The organism is Vibrio sp. CAU 1672 (assembly GCF_029223195.1).
GTDB lineage: Bacteria > Pseudomonadota > Gammaproteobacteria > Enterobacterales > Vibrionaceae > Vibrio.
In genome coordinates this window covers 256,549-275,916 of record NZ_JARHUF010000001.1, presented here as the reverse complement: position 1 = coordinate 275,916, position 19,368 = coordinate 256,549, and the positions used below count along the sequence as shown (strand labels likewise).

The window sequence follows — 19,368 nt, the reverse complement described above, 5'->3', positions numbered from 1 at the left end:
TACGTGATCAATAGATCACCTTGACTTTGCCGGCACTTGTGACGGCATCGTGAATTGCATCATCTGTTGTTTTGCGGCGGGTCAACACGACGCCCAGTCTGCGCCGGCCATCGATTTCAGGTTTGCCGAACAGGCGTACCTGGGTTTGTGGCTGACTTAGCGCATCGGAGACGCCTTCAAAGCGAATGTCTGTTGAGGTTCCCTGGCCTAAGATCACGGCCGAAGCTGCCGGGCCATACTGAGTGATGCTGCCGACTGGCATCCCGGTGAAGGCGCGGACATGCAGGGCAAATTCAGACATCTCCTGAGAAATCATGGTGACCATTCCGGTATCGTGTGGGCGAGGGGAGACTTCATTAAAGATCACCTTGTCACCTTTAACAAACAGCTCTACGCCAAAAATGCCGAATCCGCCCAGTGCGTTGACCACCTGCTCGGCAGTATATTCGGCTGCTTTAATGGCGTTATCTGACATTGCCTGTGGTTGCCAGGATTCGCGATAGTCGCCATCTTCCTGACGGTGGCCTATTGGAGCACAAAAATGCACCCCGTCTACCGCACGTACTGTGAGTAAGGTGATTTCGTAGTCGAAATCGATAAAGCCTTCAACGATCACACGGCCAGCACCTGTTCGTCCGCCTTCTTGTGCATAGTCCCACGCTTTTTCAATATCCTGCTCATCTTTAATGATGCTTTGTCCTTTGCCGGACGAGCTCATTACCGGCTTAACCACACAAGGGATACCAACGAACTCAACGGCTGCCTCAAAATCTGCCAGGTTATCGGCGAAACGATAAGGTGAGGTGGTCAGGCCCAGCTCCTCTGCGGCAAGGCGGCGAATACCTTCGCGGTTCATGGTTAGTTTGGTCGCATTAGCGGTCGGGACGACATTCAGCCCCTGTTGCTCAAGCTCTACCAGCGTATCGGTAGCGATCGCTTCAATTTCCGGTACCACGTAGGCTGGTTGCTCCTTGGTAATCAGCGCTTTCAATGCTTCACCATCCAGCATATCCAGCACGTAGCTGCGGTGGGCAACTTGCATCGCCGGCGCATCCGGATAACGATCACAGGCAATGACTTCTAAGCCCAAACGTTGACATTCAATCGCGACTTCTTTACCGAGTTCTCCTGAGCCTAAAAGCAATACGCGAGTAGCATTTGATCTGGTTGCGGTACCGAACATGGTGTTCCCTTACAAATTAAACTGATGAAACAAAAACTGAAGCGGATCATACTGAATTTTCGCGCCGAAGCAAACGTTTGCGTTGGGGGGGTGAAAAAAAACTCCGTTGGTAATGGAGCTTTTTTGATCATGTGTCAGCTGTTAAATATTAACAAAACTCACTGGAATATCAGGGTTAAGGGCTTCCAGAGTCGATTGGGTATCAGCAAGATGGCTAATTTTACCCTGCGAGTTCTCAACCAAGGCTGCTGCTTTGATCATATCGAAGCTTTGACCTGCCAGCAGAACCTGGATCAGGGCGACTTGTAAGGGGGGCAGACTCGGGTTAAAGGCTGCATTTTCAGCGTAAGCACCCTGGAAAATTTGCCCATTGGTCAATTCTAACGCCAGACCACTCAGGTTATTGGTGTACGGGGCATGGCTCATGTTCATGGCATCTACAGCCTTTTGGATCAGCGGATCGGCGTCATCGCAGCTGAACTGATGTTGCACTTTGGTCATTAAGCCTGATTCGATGCCTAAATCTGCCGGGCCAAAAGAGTCGGGCAGGTATTCCTGCAGTGATTTTTCATCACGCTCTGGCAACTGAACTTTCAACTCATTCGCTGTTGACAGTTCATTCATAAACTGACGGCAGTGGCCACAAGGACTGAAGTTAATCGTAATGTCTTTGACACCACATTCTCCTTTCATCCAGGCATGACTGATGGCCGATTGTTCCGCGTGGACGGTTTGCCCTAACTGGACACCAAAGAACTCCATGTTTGCCCCGAAGTAGAGGCGGCCGGAGAGGCCACGCACGATGGCACCGACATAGAACTCGGAAATAGGCGCGTATGAGTACGCCGCGGCAAAAGGAAGCAAAGCAACACGAAGCTCTTTATCTGACAAATTCGTGGCGGTTAATAGTTGTTCAAACTGTTGCTCAGAAAGAGTGGCATCAAAATCGTCGGCCAGAACGATTGGAGCAAGATGTTTTGAAAGTGCTTCAGGTGCGCTTGCTAGCGCTTGTTCAATGCGACTGTTCATGTTGAATCCTTGTTATTGCATGGACAGTTATTCTAGTTCACAACAGGAAATGTTCTGCGAGCGCGGTCACACTAAGCAATGTAATGATAATTTCCATTTCATAATTAGAGTGAGCTCACACATGTATTCGATTGCATCATAGCTTTACGTTAGCCTGATCTCACAAATAAATATATCAGTCCGTGTTCATATTGCGAGTTCTTTGTCTGAATAACGGCCTGCCGTAATATGGCAGGCCGGCTGCGATTACTGATAGATCCAGATGGCCAGAGCGAAAAAGCCGGGAGCGACGATTGAAGTGATGATGCCGCACAGGACCAGAGCAAGAGAGGAGAATGCCGCGTCCCCCGGTTGCTTCTCTGCACAGGTTGCGGTGCCTAAGGCATGGGAAACCGTGCCCATCGTCAGGCCACGAGCGATCGGGTGTTTGATACCAATGATATTGTAAATGGGGTAGGCCAGAATAGCGCCAAACAGACCGACGATGAGTACCAAGATCGCCGCGACGGCCGCTTCTCCGCCGAGGTGGCTTGAAATCTCCATGGCAATCGGGGTGGTGACAGATTTACCCAGCAAGCTGGCGATCAAGGTGATGTCGGCTTTAAAGGCCACCGCTATCAGCATCGTCGTAAGCATCGACATGACACTACCCAGAGTACAAGCGAAAGTGATGATGCGCCAGTTCGCTTTGATTTGTGGTAGTTGCTCATATAAGGGATAAGCCAGGGCGACGACCGCGGGTTGCAGGAGGAAGCTGATCACTTCGTTATCGGCGTAATAGGTCTCGAACGGGATTTCTAAATAAGTCAGTAATGGAATAAGTACACCGATACTGATCAACAGCGGATTGGCGAGCGGGGTGTTGAGCTTAATGCTGATTTCCCGGGCAATAAAAAACACCACCAGAGTGACGACTAACCACATACTCAGTACTCCTCTTTTAGCAAGTAGTCGAGCAGCCAGGCCAGACTAACCAAAACAATCAGAGAGCCGCCAACTGCGCTGGCGATAATCGGTAAAGCGTTGGCCAACAGCATTTCAAAATGCTGCATCAGGCCGACACTGATGGGGACAAAGAGCAAAATCATATAGCGGATAAACAGGGTTGCTCCCAGGCGTACCCATTCGACTTTAACCACGCCTGAGGTCATGGAGAAAAAGAGAACCAGCATGCCAATTACACTGCCGGGAACAGAGGTGCCAGTGAACTGTTGGATGGTATTGCCGATGCCAAGTGCGCCCAAAATAAGCATCAGGGATATCAGCAGGTGGACAAGTTGTATTGCGCGAGGTTTTATCATTTTAGTGAGCATTAAAACAACAAGCACACTCGAAGGTGCGCAAGTTAACAAGGAAAATTAAGACGTTAAGCTAACGATGTAGCGGTAGACCGATTTTAGTACCGCTACCTTTTTTTCGTCACTTTCATATTCACAAACTAAGTTTTCTAAATTTAGCATGTACTCTTCAATTTGACTCTCAAATATTTCGCGACAATGCATCGCCCAGCGTCGCTGCTCGTGCTCGTCTAAGTTCATTGGGAAGTGACGGGCCCGGTAGCGAAACAGCAGGGGTTTAATCCGAGGGTCATCACACTCTATGTCGAGAGCCGCCAGGTTGTTTGGATCGGTCTCACGGATAATATCCATCGCGGCGCGATCGGCGGGTGAGAAGAAGCCATCATACAGTTGGGTATCCACATCCTTACTTTTCTCAAATTCGCGTTCAATCGAGTAAAGACCGATCAGTTTTTCTCTGATCTCAGGATGCTGACGAATGAGGGCCAAATTATTCAGGCACTGTTGACGGTCGATGCCGACTGACTCGGCATTTTCCGCCGTTAGTGTTTTGGCCGGGGCGAGAATCGGGCACTTATTAAGGTGCACCAGTTTGACCGGTACCGGCAGCAGTTCTCCCAAATCCTGACGTTTGGTATACAGGCGCTCATGTAGCTGTTCCGCACTTAACTCAAGCAAAGGTTGAGGATCTTTGGCCAGATCAACAGTAATAACCGCATTATTATTGGTCGGGTGCCATGCGACCGGCACAATCCAACTGGTGTACTGGCATTCCCGGCCAAACATGCCGGACACATGCATTAATGGGGTCATATTAACAATATCAATTAACTCGTTGAGTTTGCGTTTGCCACGCATACTGAAAAAGTAATCGAATAGCTTAGGTTGAGCTGCTTTGACTTTTTTGGCCATTTCAATGGTGGCAATGACATCGGCCATGGCATCGTGGGCGTTACTGTGCTCGATACCATTTGCCACTGAGAGATGTTCAAGTTTGAAACTGGTAAAGCCGTCTTCGTTTTCCGGCCAGTTTACTCCTTCGGGACGCAGTGCGTGGCAGGCGCGCATGACATCCAGCAAATCCCAGCGGGAATTGCCGTTTTGCCAGCTCCAGGCATAGGGATCGATAAAATTGCGGTAACAGGTGTAGCGGGTTACTTCGTCGTCAAAGCGAATGCTGTTGTAGCCAAGGCTGGTGGTATTCGGTTTGGCTAACTCGGCATGGATCCTGGCAATGAATTCGGGTTCAGGTAAGCCTTCCTGCAAGGCTTTTTGTGGTGTAATGCCGGTGATCAGCGCCGCTTCTGGTGAAGGCAGGTAGTCAACCGGAGGCTGACAGTACATGACCAGCGGCTCGCCGATGATGTTAAAGTCGGCATCGGTGCGGACACCGGCAAACTGGCTGGGACGATCTTTAGCCGGGTTTGTACCCCAGGTTTCATAGTCAAAAAAGAAAAAAGTGGGCTGATTTTCAGAGTGCATTCTGCATACCAATTAAGGAACCGTTAGTGGTTATTAGACCATTCAACGCCTTGAGTCGCAACGAAAGATGCAAGGTCACCTTGCATAATTGGAAAAGCCCAAGGATGGCCCACGGCTGGTGGTGACGTTAAGGATGGGGTGCTGTGTGTTGATGGCTGGCGCAAATGAGTTACATCGCACCCTGAAGGTTCTTATTCATAGTGCCGAATCAGGTCAAGCATCTCTTTGCGGGTTAAATATACCACCGGTTCCTGTTGATAGCTGAAGACCTGATAGAGCATTGCTTTTGCCACATCCAAAGCGGAAATCGGAATGTAATTGGCTAACCTCCCGATCATGACCGGGCGCAGGAATCGAAGTAAGCGCTGCAGCCATTTTTCGTCGTTGCGCGGCTCGGCGCGTTCGCCGACTAACGGGCCGGGTCTCACTACAACAACTTCCTCAAATCCCATATTGGCGATGGCGTGTTCCATTTGCCCTTTACAGGCGAGGTAGTGAAAGGGCGAGTTCTTATCCGCGCCTAAACTGGATATTACCGCGATGCGCCTGACCCCGATAAATCTCATTTGCTGAGCGACTTTACATACCAAGTCTACGTCAATTTTGCGCAGGTTTTGTTTACTGCCCGCTTGTTTCAATGTGGTGCCAAGGCAAATAAAGCCGGCAGCGGGTGTGGGTTGATCTTCATCCCATTCGTGTATGGCCAGTTCCTGATCGAGCAGGGATACGACTTTACCACTGCCTTCGGGTATGGTCGGTAAAGGCCGCCGCGCCAGACAAAAAATCTTGTGAATGCCGGGTTGTTGTAATAGGAGAGTAAGCAGTTGTTGTCCTACCAGCCCTGATGCACCGGCGATCATCACACACTGGCCATTGTCTTGTGCCATGTTTCCATCCTTAGTTAGAACAAGTGCTTACGCTATTGTAGCGCATAATTTTTCTTTATTTTACATCACATTAAAGTTTGGGCTGTTTTTGCGTGCTGGATAGCGGAACAGGCCCGCGCAAGGCGAGCCGGGGCTCAGGTGACCGACAGAGGAACCACACGTCGCGAGGTGCGTTTAGGGTTAGGTTTGCTCGATTTAACCCGGCGACTATTTTGGTTGGCAAACATATTTCTCTCCTCCAAAGCTTGTTAGAATTATAAAATGCATGGTTTAGTAAGAGATATCTCATTGAAATTAATAGTCTACTTTGACAGATTTATCAACATTTAAGTGAGAATAATTCCTGTTAACAATTGGTGAGGGAAGTGCTGGCTATCTGAGTTTGCTCAGGGGTACACTTGCCTGATATTGATGATTAGCTCGGCTAATCGTGGCAGATTCAGATCAAGGAAGGCTTATGAACATTGATTTAACTACCCTGGCTCCGACCCAGGTATACCACCTGATGACCCAAACTGTGATCCCCCGTCCTGTCGCCTGGGTATTAACCGACTCAGGGACTGACAATTACAATCTTGCGCCGTTTTCATACTTTACCGCAGTATCCAGCCGTCCTCCGCTTTTGATGTTGTCGGTGGGTAAAAAGCCAGACGGAGAGATCAAAGACACCACCCGCAACGTGCTGGAAACCGGTAAGCTGGTAATACATATTGCTGCAGAAGCGTTCGCCCAGCAGGTGACGGCCACGTCTGCGAGTCTGGCTCATGGTGACTCGGAGCTGGTGCGTGCCCAGTTGGAAACAACGCCGTTTGATGGATTTGAGTTGCCCAGGCTCAAGGACGCACCGATTGCGTTTGCTTGTAAACTGCATGAGGTGATTGAAATGGGTGACACACCGCAAAGTCTGATTTTCGCTGAAATCGAGCACGTTTATATTAACGAAAAAGTGGTCAGCTTTGACGGCGACAGATTATCGGTTGATGCACTGGCGGTGAATCCGCTGGCCCGCCTCGGTGGCAGTGAGTACGCCACGCTGGAAAAAACCTTTGCCGTCGCACGGCCGAAATAAAACAAGGAACGTTTACTATGGATCGAACATTTAGCGCCCACATCCAGTCCCGGATTGACAACAAAACCAAACCGGTCGGTTCTCTCGGCCAGCTGGAGCAGGTTGCGTTACAACTGGCGTTGATACAAAGCCAGGGCAAAACGCATCCGGTTGATACCATTAACCTCACACAGCCGACGATGTTGGTGTTTGCCGGCGATCATGGTATTGCGCAAGAGGGGGTCAGCATTGCGCCAAGCGCAGTGACCCAGCAAATGGTGGCGAATTTTCTGGCCGGCGGAGCGGCGATCAACTGTTTTTGCCGTGAGAATGATATTGAACTGAAAGTGATTGACTGCGGCATGCTTGCGCCCATTGAGACACTCAACCCAACCCTTAAAGCGCATCCGGCTCTGATTGAACAGCGACTTGGCAACGGGTGTGCCAATTTTTCTCAGCAAGCCGCAATGAGTATAACCCAGGTTAAGCAGGGTCTGGCTTTCGGTGAACAACTCGCCGCTGATACCATTGCATCCGGGTGTAACCTTCTGATGTTTGGCGAAATGGGGATCGGCAACACCAGCAGCGCGGCGGCATTGCTAGCGGCGTTAAGCCGGAGTGAGATCGAGCAGTGTGTCGGGCGGGGGACAGGTATCAACGCCGGGCAACTGCAGCTCAAACTTGAGTTGGTGTCTAAAGGGGTGGCTCGCTGTGGTGAGCTTAGTGTCACAGAGACACTCGCAGAGGTGGGCGGGTATGAAATCGTCCAAATGGTCGGAGCATTTTTAGCGGCCCGACGGCATAAGGTACCAGTATTGGTCGATGGGTTTATTGTGTCAGTGGCGGCGTATGTCGCCACGCTACTGGAAGCAGAAACGCGTGATTACCTGATATTTGCTCACCGCTCACAAGAGAGTGGTCACAAACTGGTGCTGGAACTGCTTAGAGCAGAGCCGCTATTGGATCTGGGACTACGTCTGGGTGAGGGCACCGGGGCGGCTCTGGCGTTTCCTTTGCTCAAGGCTGCCGCCCGGTTTTACAACCAGATGGCCAGTTTCGATAGTGCGGGAGTAACGGTTTAGTGTCTGCTCCAACCACACATGTTGCCCGGTTGCGTTATCAGTTAGAGTTGTTTTATCTGGCGCTGAGCTTTTTCAGCCGCATCCCGATACCGGCATCAGTGCCCTACAGTGAGCAACGGATGAATCTGGCAGGCCGCTATTTCGCCTTAGTGGGAACCTTGCTCGGGGTGTTGTGTGCCGGGATTTATCTGTTGAGTAACCTGCTGTTCCCGGTGCCGGTTTCTATCGTACTGGTGATGGGCTTTAGCCTGTTACTAACCGGCGCATTTCATGAAGATGGCCTGACCGATATGGCAGACGGGATCGGTGGCGGGATGTCGGTTGGGCGAAGGCTCGAAATCATGAAAGACAGCCGTATCGGAACCTACGGCGCGGCGACGCTGGTGATGGCGTTGTTGGCCAAGTTTGTTTTCTGGAGTGAACTGGCCTCGCAACTTCATTTTTGGCTGATCATCGTCGTCGCGTATACCGCAAGCAGGGCCGTGGCCGCCACCCTTATCTATGATATGCCCTATGTATCTGACAGCCAGAGCTCAAAAAGCAAACCACTTGCCAATCAACAGTCTTCGCTGGAAGTGGCAATCCTGTTAGCTACCGGAATGTTGGTGACGTTGTCACTTGGTCTGCCAGTAGCGCTGGGCTTAGGTGTGGTTCTGATGTTGTTCCGCCAGGGATTTAAAATCTGGCTGACACAGCGTATCGGTGGTTTCACCGGGGATTGTTTAGGCGCCGCACAGCAGTTATCTGAGCTGCTGATTTATCTCACTCTTATTGGGTTTTATCAGGTTTCATGAACACACTTATTTTGGGCGGAGCGCGCTCAGGAAAATCGCAGTTTGCGGAAACCACCGCTAAACAGTTGGCGGTTAGTTTAGGATATCGGTTGAACTATGTTGCGACCGCATTGCCATTTGATCATGAAATGCAGGCCCGGATAGCCCATCATCAAATGCAGCGTGGTCAGGGCTGGCGTGAACATGAGTGTCCGCTGGATTTGGCCAGGTTGCTTGAGTCTTTTTCTGCGCAAGAGGTGGTTCTGGTCGATTGCCTGACACTATGGCTCAACAACTGGATATTTGAACTTGCTGATGCCTGTTGTAACACACGGCTGGAAGCTGAAATAGGCAAGTTGTGCAGAGCCATTGAGCGAAGCCCGGCAACGCTGATCTTTGTCTCGAATGAAGTCGGGATGGGCATTGTGCCAATGGGTGAGGTCAGCCGTTATTTTGTCGATAACGCCGGGCGGATGAACCAACGTCTGGCACAGCTTTGCGACCAGGTAACGTTTGTTGCTGCTGGTTTACCCATGACACTTAAACAACAAGGTGTTGGATGAAAACGTTCAATGTTTATCTTATGCGGCATGGCCCGGTCAGTGCTCCGCCTGGCTTACATGGCCGAACTGATGTCAAAGTTGATGTGCAGCGGCAAACAGAGATGGTCGGTGCCTGGTGCACCCAGGCCAGGCCGGTTGAGCGGATCATTTCTTCGCCGCTGTCGCGTTGTTCTGATTTGGCGGCCTTATTAAGTACAAGAGAAAAGCTGGCACTGGCTTGCGAACCGCTATTTCAGGAACTGGATTTTGGTGATTATGACGGTCTGGCTTTTGACGATCTCCGACAACACTGGCCGCAGTTGGAAGCGTTCTGGAATGATCCGGCGCGCTGCCCGTTGCCGAACGCAGAACGTTTGGATGACTTTAGTCAGCGAGTGCTGTCTGGCTGGGAAAAAAACATCAATGAGATCAATGAGAACTTGCTAATCGTTACTCATGGTGGCGTAATAAGAATGATCCTCGCCCATTTATTGGGTGTAGACTGGCGCAATCCTCGGTGGTATTCGACCCTGTCGATTGGCAATGCGTCGGTTACGCATATAACAATCACCACAGGCAAACAGTTGTACGCTTCGGTTCGTTCGATTGGTGTACCGCTGTTAGTTTAACTTATTTAGTCACGGACGATGCCAGGACTAGCCGCTGGATAAACACATCGTGCGTATCCATACTGGTACGATGATTACAAAAGGAACCTTACATGACCGCTCCGAGTTGGGATTTATCTATTGTTTATGAACACTTAGCTGATCCACGAATTCAAGATGATATCACCTTGGTTGAGCAGTGTATCGAACTGCTCGACAAGCAATCACGGGATTGTGATTCTGTTGAGGTGATGCAGAATGCGATATTGACCCATGAAGCTGCTACTCGTCTGGCAGGCACAATTTACAATTTTGCCAATTGCTATGCATCGGTGGATGCACAAAACGCCTCGGCTAAGGCGTTGATTGGGCGTATGACACGCATTTACTCTGAGCTATCACAAGCATTTAGCCCGTTTGAGCTGAAACTGATCCATGCCGATAGCGAGTACGTTGTCAGAGTGCTGGATCATGAGAACCCTGATATCAGTGGCCAGGCGTTTTCCATCCTGACCAATCGTAAGCTAGCGGATACCCGGCTCAGCAATGAGGAAGAACAGTTACTGGCAGCCATGAGCGTGGATGGTAACTCTGCCTGGGGTAAGCTTTATGACAACTTGACCGGTTCGCTTAAGCTGGAACTGAAATACGCAAATGGTGAGTCGGAGCAATTGGGATTCTCTCAGGCGGCGAGTATCCTTTATGGCGGGGAGTTTGAGCGCCAGGAACCTGCCTGGCGCGCGATCCAAGCTGCGATGGCAACCCACCAGGAATCATTTGCGGCGATATTAAATGCTTTGGCAGGCTGGCGCTTAACCGAGAACAAGAAGCGCTCTAAAAAGCGTCAGGTGCATTTTCTTGAGCCGAGTTTGCACAGCAGCCGCATTCAGGCTGAGACGCTTGATACCATGATGAAGGTTGCAAAACAAAGCCGTGATATCGGCCAGAAGGCGGGCCAACTGATGGCCAGAGTGCACGGCTTGGACGAAATGAAGCCATGGAATCATTTGGCAGCCATGCCCGCATTAAGTGGCACAGCTAAGGTATACGAGTTTGATGAAGCGATTGAGCTGATCTGCGAAGCATTTGAAACGGTCAATCCGGAGATGTCTGAGTTCGTGCGGATGATGGTGAAAAATGGCTGGATTGATGCCGCACCTAATGCGAATAAACGCCTTGGCGCTTACTGCACTAAACTACCGGCGACACGTACGCCGTTGGTCTTCATGACCTGGAGTGGCAGTCGCTCTGATCTGATGACCTTAGCCCACGAACTCGGTCATGCATTCCATAACTGGGTGCTCAAAGATATGCCATTATGTCAGACTAAATACCCGATGACATTGGCTGAAACGGCGTCAATTTTTGCCGAAAACATCGTGCGGGATCATCTTATTTCACAAGCCGACAAGGTGGATGAACAACTGGAAATGCTGTGGGAAGAGCTTTCTTCAGCATTAGCACTGATGATCAACATTCCGGTACGTTACGAGTTTGAAAAGGCTTTTTACCAGCAGCGTCAGCACGGTGAGCTCACCGCTCAGGATTTTTGTGAACTCATGAGCCAGACTTGGCAAGAGTGGTATGGCGATGTGATGAGCGAAGCTGATCCGTATTTCTGGGCCAGTAAGTTGCACTTCTCTATTGCCGAGGTGAGTTTCTACAATTACCCGTATCTGTTCGGTTTCTTGTTCAGCAAGGGAATTTATGCTCTGCGCGAAGCAAAAGGGGAACATTTCTATACCGATTATGTCAACTTACTGCGTGATACCGGCAGTATGATGGCGGAAGAGGTGGTAGCTAAGCATCTGGCGATGGATCTGACTCAGGCGGATTTCTGGCAACAGAGCGTAGAGCTGGTCAGAGAAAAAGTCGATCAATTCGAACGTTTACTCGCACAGCGTGATGTTTAAACCACGAAATTTGATCAAATTATAATGATTATGTGCAGGGCTGTGGTAAAGTTCACGGCCCTAACACTTTGTAATTGTTTAAAAAGTAGTCGGACTTGAGTCTGATGTAAGCACATGGCGTAATTTGCAGGGAAATTTTGCAGAAAAAATGAGTCTCTCTAGTCATAAGTGGGATCGCAACAACAAAAATTCGCTGTACAATTTATTAACATATCTGCCGTGCTATTAAGGAGTAACGCATGACGAAGTCCCTATTTCGCCAATCGTTTTTAACGGATACGTTGGATATTCATCTTGAAGTGGCGCCGGTAGAAAAAGTGCTTTCTAACGGTGTGATTCTGAAACTTTATCAGCAGGGTGTGTTAGAGGTTGTGCCTGAAAACTATGATCAGGACAGCAAGAATATCATTATTTCCTGCGGTATCCATGGTGATGAAACAGCGCCAATGGAGCTGGTGGACACCATTATTCAAGATATAGAATCTGGTTTTCAGCAAGTCGATGCACGCTGCCTGTTTATAATTGCACACCCACAGGCCACACTGGCACATACCCGTTATTTAGATGAAAATTTAAATCGACTGTTTGATGATAAGCCGCACAATGAATCCCGTGAGTTGGTGATCGCCGATACATTGAAAGTGCTGGTAAAACAGTTTTATCAAGATACCGCACCAAAAACGCGCTGGCACCTGGATTTGCATTGCGCTATCCGCGACTCAAAACACTATACCTTTGCGGTCAGCCCGAAGACGCGTCATCCTGTCCGGGGTAAAGAACTGATGGATTTTCTCGACAGTGCCCACATCGAAGCGGTGTTGTTGTCCAATTCTCCATCCAGCACATTCAGTTGGTGTAGTGCGGAAAACTACGCAGCACAAGCGCTGACTCTGGAGTTGGGCCGGGTAGCACGGGTTGGTGAAAATGATCTCGATAAGTTCACGGCATTTGATTTGGCGCTGCGTAATCTGATCGCATCGTCACAGCCGGAACATCTGCCCAAACCGTGTATAAAATACCGTGTCAGCCGCACGATTGTGCGCCTGCATGATGATTTTGACTTCATGTTTGATGACAATGTGGAAAACTTTACTTCGTTTGTACATGGTGAGGTGTTTGGCCACGACGGGGATAAGCCATTGATGGCTAAGAATGACAATGAGGCGATTGTTTTCCCTAACCGTGAAGTTGCGATAGGGCAGCGCGCCGCTTTGATGGTCTGTGTGGTTAAAACCCGTTTTGAAGATGGTCAATTGGTGTACGATTAATTCAACGGCCTTATCATTGATGATCAGGTATACATGAAGAACCTCAAGAGGCTTAACTGAAAGGTTGAGCCTTTTGTCTATTTGTCGGAAATTATGGATTTTCAACAGCTTATATTGAACAAACAGCGCCGCTGGCAGCGTTACCTGCTGCTTATGGCCGCCATTTTGCTGCTTCTGTCGCTGCTTCACTTAATGGTCGGAGAAGTGTTTCTTTCGCCATTTGAGTCTCTGTCTGCGTTTGAGCAGAAACTGCTGCTGGATTTACGCTTGCCGCGGTTGTTAGCCGCAGCCGTTATCGGTGGGGCTCTGGCGGTGTCCGGAGCCGCTTTGCAGGTTCTGTTAGGTAACGTACTGGCTGAACCCGGTGTGCTGGGGATTTCTGGTGGGGCCAGCCTGGCGATGGTGATCGCGATGTTTTTGCTTCCGGTGGCACCAACCCCGGTGGTGTTTATGCTGGCGGCGATATTAGGTTCGCTGGTTTTCACCTTCATTTTAGTTGCAATGGCACGTGCGATGCGTCTTTCCACGGCGCGATTGTTACTGGTGGGCGTTGCTTTGGGGATCCTCTCGAGTGCCGCCGTGACATGGTCGTTTTACTTTAGCGATGACCTGAGTCTCAGGCAGTTGATGTACTGGCTGATGGGGAGTATCAGCGGAACCAGTTGGTATCAGCACAGCGTAAGCTTACTCGTTCTTCCGGTATTGTACTGGCTGTGTCGTCAGGGCCAGCCGCTGGATAAACTAATGCTGGGAGAGGTGCACGCGAAGCAACTGGGTATTGATGTCGATCAGATGCGCTGGAAGCTGATTTGTGCAATCTCGATTTTGGTCGGGGGCGCGGTCGCGCTAGGCGGCATCATCAGCTTTGTTGGCCTGGTTGTGCCCCATTTGCTGCGTTTGGCGTTTGGCACAGAAAACCGTTACCTTTTACCATTATCAGCGCTGGCGGGAGCGACTCTGCTGGTGTTTGCGGATATTGGTGCCCGCTTGCTGCTGGATTCAGCCGAACTGCCTTTAGGGGTGATGACCACCACCATCGGCGCACCTATTTTTATCTGGATGTTGGTAAAAAGTCATGATTCACGTTAAGCACCTCGCGATTGGTAGTCGTCTCTTACCACTTTCATTTGAATGTAAGGCCGGGGAAGTGGTGCATGTGGTCGGGCCAAATGGTTCCGGTAAAAGTACTTTGTTGGCCGCGATAGCAGGGACACTGACCAGCCGGGATGGTTTGCATGGTCAGGTTTTCATCAATGGCAGCGATTTACTTGCGATGCCACTGGCTGAACAAGCGCATGTCAGGGGGTATTTGTGCCAACAATCCAGACCCGCATTCAATGTTGATGTATTTCAATACCTGGCTTTGTCTTTACCTTATGGGGTGAACCTTGCGGACAGTAAAGTACGCGATGCCGTTGGTCTGGTCATTGCTCTGGTGCAACTGCAAGACAAACTGCATCGCAACATTCAGACCCTTTCCGGGGGGGAATGGCAGCGTGTTCGACTTGCTGGTGTGTGTTTGCAAGTGTGGCGGGCGATTAACCCATATTCACAGTTACTGATCCTGGATGAACCTGCTGCGCCGCTCGATATTGCCCAGGAGGGGTTGTTGTATCAGCTTATCAGTGCCGTTGCGGCTCAGGGGGTCGGCATTTTAGTCGCGAATCACGATCTTAACCGAACACTGAAGCATGCAGATAAAGTACTTTTGCTGAGTAATGGTGTACTGCACTCTTCTGGCAACGCTAATGATGTCTTGACGGAAGAGGGGCTCGGCGAGGTGTTTAACACCCAAGTAAGCAAAGTTATGCTCGAAGACCGGCCTTATCTGATCTTTGAATAAGAAGCTGACTGCAACAGAAAAACGACCCATAAGAGGTCGTTTTTTTAAGTGTGGTGCTGGTGTCCCGTACAGGCTTATTGCGTGAGCGGGGTAAGATCTGCCGGGCGGTAGTAGACGGATTTCAGTACTTTGCCTTTACGAATGGTCTTGCTTTCTGAAACAAAGTCTTCAGCACATTTGGCGATAATGTACTCGCCTTTTTGCACGGCCATTAGTTTGATTCCCTGCTCGGCGTAAAACTTCTCGGTCTCTGTGTACTCCTGCTCATTACGGCATACTTTACTCATGTTGCTGGAGTGAACTTCGTCCCAGCAAGGGATAAAGTCAATGCCACGGTTGACCGCTACGTTTAACAGGAGATCGATCAGATAGCTGATTGCCAGGTTGTCCTCAACTTTGTCGTTGCCAAGGTGTACAAGGCGGCCCATGAGGACATAAACGCTGTCTACGATTGCGTCAGCCTGCTCGGTTTTACAATCTGCTTCCGCCAGTTCAGTTAGCTCTTCGATCGCCAGAGAAGTATGTAGCGTATCTGCTTGTGCATCTAAGCTGGTAACGTCTGCGACTGGCAGGTCGAACGTGCTACGGAACTCGGTGATGTCACGGTATAAGTGATCAAAAATCTCTTGGGTCAGCTTTGACAGTTGCATTCTAATGTCCATTGAATCGATTGAAGCGGCAATGATAGCAAACCGCACTTTAATCCCCAAGAGTTGAGCTTCCAACTGTCTATAAATCTGCCTGTCGGATAGGGCAATGAGCTCGGAGGATAATAGTGTACGCTCGGATACTCTCCCTTTATGAACAATAGTCAATTGATAGGCTGGTGAGGTGTGCTCATTTTTGGGGGATCATTCCTCCAAAGCTTCACGAGGAAAATAATACAGTTTTATCACTGTTTGACTCGTTTCTGGACAGAACCTTGGTATCCGCCCCACGATCCCACGGGGCGTTTTAGGGCAACCTATCAGATCTAGTCACATCGAGGAAACGAAACTGACAATATGCATATATGGGAATGGCACTTATTTAGGTTTTTCCTCATTTACAAGCATTGTCATGTATTTTGTAAATCGTCTTTGTCTAGTTTCGGGTTTCTTTGCGCTTGTTAATCCAGATGCGATTACATAACGATTCGATTTATTAAGTGTTTCAAAAAATTGTTTTACTTTCGGCTGACTTTCCAATGCAGCTAAGAAATCTACGGGAATTTCCATTTCACTTGTGACATAGGCGTTATCCCAACGACCGTCAGCTTTCGCAGCACGAACATGTGCAAGGCCAGATTCATTCATGCGACCATCAATTATCAAACGTTCAACATGCTCTGTGTTTCTTTTAGACCAGTTACTTCGTGTTGTTCTGGGAGTTATACGCTGAAGATAGGCTTGTTCATCAATTGACTTTTTAACACCGTCAATCCAACCCCAACACAAAACCTCTATGACTACATCATTCCAAGTAACACTTTGAACCCCAGAATTTTTCTTAAATATTTTCACCCACAATTCATTTTCAGTTGAGTGATTCTCCTTGAGCCACTCGCTAAGATCTTTCGGTGTTGCAAATGTCATGACTCTCGATAAATCTGGTTCAGGCATATAATTTGATTCTCTTTGGAATAACACATGTTTAACGGATTCTATCCGCCTAATCTCCTAAAAATCAATCATTAGGTATATTTGGGATAAACTCAGCTCATAAAGGCACTAACGAACAATCATTCTATGAAGGTTTGGGGCAGAAATGCATTGGGGTGTTTGTGCAAGAGCCTCTTGTACAATTAGGTAGCAGCTTGTTGCCCAAATTAACCTTATGGCTATAAGCCTTTAGCTCAATGCCTTTGGGGCCATGCTGAATCAGCAATGTAGTGGTTGTGCATCGCCACCAGTTCATAAGAAATAACCCTATCTGCTATTTCTTTAACTATGTGGGTGGTAAACCTGGGAACTATGCTGCATTCATTCTTGCCGCTAAGGTATATGCGTCGCAGCATGTTGGAAGATTTTTCAATGTTGGTGTAGATGTGTCATTTGTGGCAATAGCCCGGTGAAGTCTCACCGGGCTATAACTGATCTGTCTATTTTTACTAACTAATCGTGGTCCTGATACATCAGGACCACAGTGAATTTAGAGCATATACATTCTTGCGGTGCGCGCAGGAATACTGAACGTGTGATAACGGGAACTTACCGTTTCAGTCGCTTGTGAAAGTGTGTCTTGATAGGACTGATACCAGTTGAACTCATGCTGATATGTGTCGACGGTATGGTTACGTTCTTTACCACACTTGTTAATACCAACAACGCCTTGTTTGCCACGCTTAAAGAGAAGCAGGCACTGGTCACTGTGCAGTACCGTCATACCTTGACCCTGCATGGCATTATGGAAAGCGATCATGTTTTTCATATCAGTTTTGTTCCAGACATCTGCCCAGCGGCCGTTGTCCTTGTCTTCGCTATCTGGTAGCTCATCACTGTAAATAAGTGGTGTTCCTCCATCTTTACCAAGAATGTAAGCGTAAGCGAGTGCTTCATCTTCTGGAGACATTATCTGATAACGGAAGCCGTCATTTGTAGGTATGTCATGTGTAATGGTAAAGGTTACTGCCCGAGCGTTATCCAGTGCCTGGCCATAAACCAGTGGATCATGCAGTTTAGTCAGGCTGGCCCAGCCAACGCATCAACTAGCTACAGGTTTGACCTAATACTCGTTGCCCACTATGAACACCAACAATGCGCCCTCAAGATTCGTTGTGGTATCCGCCCTCGTTGAGACAACATTCATCGCGTAAGAAGCCAATCACATTGTCCAGACATTCGTATTCAGCCACGCAGTACAAAGTACGGCCTTCACGACGCTGACTGATCAGTCCGGCAGAAGCAAGGCTCGAAACATGATGAGAAAGGGTAGAGGCTGGAATACCGAGTATATCCTGAACGCTACCAACGGTAATTCCCTGGTAGCCAGCTTTCACCACCTCTTTATAGATGCACAAACGGGTAGGATGCCCAAGTTCTTTTAGCGCTTTTGCTACAGCTTCGAGTTCCATAGAGGCCACCTTAGGATTACAATTTATGAATTATTCGATAATAATGGAAATGTCCAATAATGGCAAATGCTGACTGATTAAAGATTTAACTTATTGATAAATAATGGATTATAAAACATTTCGAATAATGTCGAAATAAAATGATTGACGAAATAAACTTTATTTCTATAATTCGAGAATTGTAGAAATGAAGTGTTTAACTTCATTACGGTATTAATAGTTACTGATAAAAAATCAGTCGGAGAATCAATATGAACCCTGAAATCATGACCATGGCAAAGGAAGCGCTTGATATGTTTGCGTTTCTGGCAACAGAGCTAATTATCCTCTTCCTGGCAATCAGCTACATTGTTGGTGTCTTACAAGACTTTCTAACACCAGAGAAAATTCAATCTATCCTGAGTTCGAAAAACGGTAAAGGCTACTTTATTGCGGCGCTATTGGGCTCGATTACCCCTTTCTGCTCATGTTCAACCATTCCTTTCCTTAAAGGTTTATTGCGTGCTAAAGCAGGTTTCGGCCCAATGATGGTATTCCTGTTTGCAAGCCCACTGCTTAACCCGGTAATCATTGGTTTGTTTGTGGTGACCTTTGGATGGAAAGTAGCGGCATTCTACTTTGCTATTGCGATGACAGTATCGGTAGTGGCTGGCTACGTACTTGAAAGGTTAGGCTTTGAGCGTTATGTAAAACCCGAAGCGTACCAAGCTGCAGAAGCGTCTTCATGCGCTACAACTTGCGCTGATTCACGTATAAAAAAAGCAGCAGAAAAACCAGCATCCAGCTGTAGCACAAGTTCATGTAGTGAAGCTGCACCAGTAATGGCAAAAACGTCTTGCTGTGGTGACAGTGCGGCAAAAGTAGAACCAAAAATTGAAGTATCCTGTTGCTCAGCAGACGGCAGTGCGACCGCGATGATTGTTGAAGAGCAGCAACCAGGCCGTTGGGTACGTATTTGGCACTCAACCTGGAAAGACTTCAAACAAGTATTCCCATACTTAATGTTGGGCATTGCAATCGGGTCTTTCATCTACGGTTTTATTCCTACAGATCTGATTGCAGAATACGCAGGTGAAGCAAAATGGTATGCGATTCCAGTAGCGGCCATTATCGGTATCCCATTGTACATACGTGCAGAAGCCGTGATCCCACTGAGTGCGGCACTGGTACAAAAAGGTATGGCATTAGGCTCGGTAATGGCACTTATTATCGGTAGCGCGGGCGCAAGTCTTACAGAAGTGATTTTATTGAAATCGATCTTTAAGAGTCAGATGATCGCAGCTTTCCTGTTTGTCATCCTGACTATGGCAATGGGTGCGGGTTATCTTTACAGCTTTATCTTCGCTTAAGTTGAGTAGAA

Annotated in this window: 19 protein-coding genes and 1 pseudogene; 10 read left to right on the top strand and 10 right to left on the bottom strand. The window is 48.5% G+C overall.

Annotation, left to right across the window (positions count from 1 at the left end):
* Positions 1–7: 7 nt before the first annotated feature.
* The 6 genes from purT to P2G85_RS01195 all read right to left on the bottom strand — a co-directional run bounded on the left by purT (position 8) and on the right by P2G85_RS01195 (position 5,879).
* The gene (purT, locus tag P2G85_RS01220) at positions 8–1,183 is read right to left on the bottom strand and encodes a formate-dependent phosphoribosylglycinamide formyltransferase (protein WP_275862286.1); all 1,176 of its coding nucleotides are present in this window, start codon (positions 1,181–1,183) and stop codon (positions 8–10) included.
* A gap of 141 nt (positions 1,184–1,324) precedes the next feature.
* Positions 1,325–2,212: a cytidine deaminase gene (cdd, locus tag P2G85_RS01215; RefSeq protein ID WP_275862285.1), complete on the bottom strand. Its 888-nt coding sequence runs from the start codon at positions 2,210–2,212 to the stop codon at positions 1,325–1,327.
* 246 nt (positions 2,213–2,458) lie between these two features.
* Positions 2,459–3,136 (bottom strand): LrgB family protein, encoded by a 678-nt coding sequence (locus tag P2G85_RS01210; protein WP_275862284.1) that lies wholly within the window; start codon positions 3,134–3,136, stop codon positions 2,459–2,461.
* 2 nt (positions 3,137–3,138) lie between these two features.
* Positions 3,139–3,513, bottom strand: a complete 375-nt coding sequence (locus P2G85_RS01205) for a CidA/LrgA family protein (RefSeq protein WP_275862283.1) — start codon at positions 3,511–3,513, stop codon at positions 3,139–3,141.
* Between the two features lie 57 nt (positions 3,514–3,570).
* Entirely contained in the window at positions 3,571–4,992 is a 1,422-nt protein-coding gene (gene sbcB / locus P2G85_RS01200) for an exodeoxyribonuclease I (protein WP_275862282.1), read from the bottom strand.
* 191 nt (positions 4,993–5,183) lie between these two features.
* On the bottom strand, positions 5,184–5,879 hold the full coding sequence (locus P2G85_RS01195; RefSeq protein WP_275862281.1) for an NAD(P)H-binding protein: 696 nt from the start codon (positions 5,877–5,879) through the stop codon (positions 5,184–5,186).
* Between the two features lie 457 nt (positions 5,880–6,336).
* On the opposite strand from P2G85_RS01195, the gene P2G85_RS01190 reads away from it, so the two are divergent.
* The 9 genes from P2G85_RS01190 (at position 6,337) to btuD (ending at position 14,956) form a co-directional block, all read left to right on the top strand.
* The gene (locus tag P2G85_RS01190; protein WP_275862280.1) at positions 6,337–6,948 is read left to right on the top strand and encodes a flavin reductase family protein; all 612 of its coding nucleotides are present in this window, start codon (positions 6,337–6,339) and stop codon (positions 6,946–6,948) included.
* Positions 6,949–6,965: 17 nt separating this feature from the next.
* Positions 6,966–8,009: a nicotinate-nucleotide--dimethylbenzimidazole phosphoribosyltransferase gene (gene cobT, locus P2G85_RS01185; RefSeq protein ID WP_275862279.1), complete on the top strand. Its 1,044-nt coding sequence runs from the start codon at positions 6,966–6,968 to the stop codon at positions 8,007–8,009.
* A complete protein-coding gene (locus P2G85_RS01180; protein ID WP_275862278.1) occupies positions 8,009–8,803 on the top strand; it encodes an adenosylcobinamide-GDP ribazoletransferase in 795 nt (264 codons plus the stop codon). Before cobT ends, P2G85_RS01180 begins: the two co-directional genes overlap by 1 nt.
* Positions 8,800–9,345, top strand: coding sequence for a bifunctional adenosylcobinamide kinase/adenosylcobinamide-phosphate guanylyltransferase (gene cobU / locus P2G85_RS01175; protein WP_275862277.1), 546 nt, complete (start codon positions 8,800–8,802; stop codon positions 9,343–9,345). Before P2G85_RS01180 ends, cobU begins: the two co-directional genes overlap by 4 nt.
* On the top strand, positions 9,342–9,953 hold the full coding sequence (cobC, locus tag P2G85_RS01170; protein ID WP_275862276.1) for an alpha-ribazole phosphatase family protein: 612 nt from the start codon (positions 9,342–9,344) through the stop codon (positions 9,951–9,953). Before cobU ends, cobC begins: the two co-directional genes overlap by 4 nt.
* Before the next feature lie 92 nt (positions 9,954–10,045).
* Entirely contained in the window at positions 10,046–11,845 is a 1,800-nt protein-coding gene (locus P2G85_RS01165) for a M3 family oligoendopeptidase (RefSeq protein ID WP_275862275.1), read from the top strand.
* Positions 11,846–12,084: 239 nt separating this feature from the next.
* A complete protein-coding gene (locus tag P2G85_RS01160; protein WP_275862274.1) occupies positions 12,085–13,113 on the top strand; it encodes a succinylglutamate desuccinylase in 1,029 nt (342 codons plus the stop codon).
* Positions 13,114–13,206: 93 nt separating this feature from the next.
* Positions 13,207–14,202 (top strand): vitamin B12 ABC transporter permease BtuC, encoded by a 996-nt coding sequence (gene btuC / locus P2G85_RS01155; protein ID WP_275862273.1) that lies wholly within the window; start codon positions 13,207–13,209, stop codon positions 14,200–14,202.
* Complete coding sequence (gene btuD / locus P2G85_RS01150; protein WP_275862272.1) at positions 14,189–14,956, top strand: vitamin B12 ABC transporter ATP-binding protein BtuD; 768 nt, start codon at positions 14,189–14,191, stop codon at positions 14,954–14,956. Before btuC ends, btuD begins: the two co-directional genes overlap by 14 nt.
* Before the next feature lie 74 nt (positions 14,957–15,030).
* Here the strand turns inward: btuD and P2G85_RS01145 are convergent, their stop codons facing one another.
* From P2G85_RS01145 to P2G85_RS01130, 4 genes and pseudogenes are all read right to left on the bottom strand, one after another.
* Positions 15,031–15,606, bottom strand: coding sequence for a nucleoside triphosphate pyrophosphohydrolase family protein (locus tag P2G85_RS01145; RefSeq protein ID WP_275862271.1), 576 nt, complete (start codon positions 15,604–15,606; stop codon positions 15,031–15,033).
* A gap of 375 nt (positions 15,607–15,981) precedes the next feature.
* Entirely contained in the window at positions 15,982–16,557 is a 576-nt protein-coding gene (locus P2G85_RS01140) for a YdeI/OmpD-associated family protein (protein ID WP_275862270.1), read from the bottom strand.
* Between the two features lie 529 nt (positions 16,558–17,086).
* Positions 17,087–17,620: pseudogene (locus tag P2G85_RS01135) on the bottom strand (alpha-amylase); the annotation flags it as partial.
* A 79-nt stretch (positions 17,621–17,699) separates the two neighbouring features.
* The gene (locus P2G85_RS01130) at positions 17,700–18,008 is read right to left on the bottom strand and encodes a metalloregulator ArsR/SmtB family transcription factor (protein WP_275862269.1); all 309 of its coding nucleotides are present in this window, start codon (positions 18,006–18,008) and stop codon (positions 17,700–17,702) included.
* A 251-nt stretch (positions 18,009–18,259) separates the two neighbouring features.
* On the opposite strand from P2G85_RS01130, the gene P2G85_RS01125 reads away from it, so the two are divergent.
* Complete coding sequence (locus tag P2G85_RS01125) at positions 18,260–19,357, top strand: permease (protein ID WP_275862268.1); 1,098 nt, start codon at positions 18,260–18,262, stop codon at positions 19,355–19,357.
* The last annotated feature ends 11 nt before the right edge of the window (positions 19,358–19,368 follow it).

Coding starts and splice junctions, on each gene's coding strand:
- purT (WP_275862286.1), bottom strand. CDS start 1,183: ATGTTCGGTACCGCAACCAGATCAAATGCTACTCGCGTATTGCTTTTA.
- cdd (WP_275862285.1), bottom strand. CDS start 2,212: ATGAACAGTCGCATTGAACAAGCGCTAGCAAGCGCACCTGAAGCACTT.
- P2G85_RS01210 (WP_275862284.1), bottom strand. CDS start 3,136: ATGTGGTTAGTCGTCACTCTGGTGGTGTTTTTTATTGCCCGGGAAATC.
- P2G85_RS01205 (WP_275862283.1), bottom strand. CDS start 3,513: ATGATAAAACCTCGCGCAATACAACTTGTCCACCTGCTGATATCCCTG.
- sbcB (WP_275862282.1), bottom strand. CDS start 4,992: ATGCACTCTGAAAATCAGCCCACTTTTTTCTTTTTTGACTATGAAACC.
- P2G85_RS01195 (WP_275862281.1), bottom strand. CDS start 5,879: ATGGCACAAGACAATGGCCAGTGTGTGATGATCGCCGGTGCATCAGGG.
- P2G85_RS01190 (WP_275862280.1), top strand. CDS start 6,337: ATGAACATTGATTTAACTACCCTGGCTCCGACCCAGGTATACCACCTG.
- cobT (WP_275862279.1), top strand. CDS start 6,966: ATGGATCGAACATTTAGCGCCCACATCCAGTCCCGGATTGACAACAAA.
- cobU (WP_275862277.1), top strand. CDS start 8,800: ATGAACACACTTATTTTGGGCGGAGCGCGCTCAGGAAAATCGCAGTTT.
- cobC (WP_275862276.1), top strand. CDS start 9,342: ATGAAAACGTTCAATGTTTATCTTATGCGGCATGGCCCGGTCAGTGCT.
- P2G85_RS01165 (WP_275862275.1), top strand. CDS start 10,046: ATGACCGCTCCGAGTTGGGATTTATCTATTGTTTATGAACACTTAGCT.
- P2G85_RS01160 (WP_275862274.1), top strand. CDS start 12,085: ATGACGAAGTCCCTATTTCGCCAATCGTTTTTAACGGATACGTTGGAT.
- btuC (WP_275862273.1), top strand. CDS start 13,207: ATGGATTTTCAACAGCTTATATTGAACAAACAGCGCCGCTGGCAGCGT.
- btuD (WP_275862272.1), top strand. CDS start 14,189: ATGATTCACGTTAAGCACCTCGCGATTGGTAGTCGTCTCTTACCACTT.
- P2G85_RS01145 (WP_275862271.1), bottom strand. CDS start 15,606: ATGCAACTGTCAAAGCTGACCCAAGAGATTTTTGATCACTTATACCGT.
- P2G85_RS01140 (WP_275862270.1), bottom strand. CDS start 16,557: ATGCCTGAACCAGATTTATCGAGAGTCATGACATTTGCAACACCGAAA.
- P2G85_RS01130 (WP_275862269.1), bottom strand. CDS start 18,008: ATGGAACTCGAAGCTGTAGCAAAAGCGCTAAAAGAACTTGGGCATCCT.
- P2G85_RS01125 (WP_275862268.1), top strand. CDS start 18,260: ATGAACCCTGAAATCATGACCATGGCAAAGGAAGCGCTTGATATGTTT.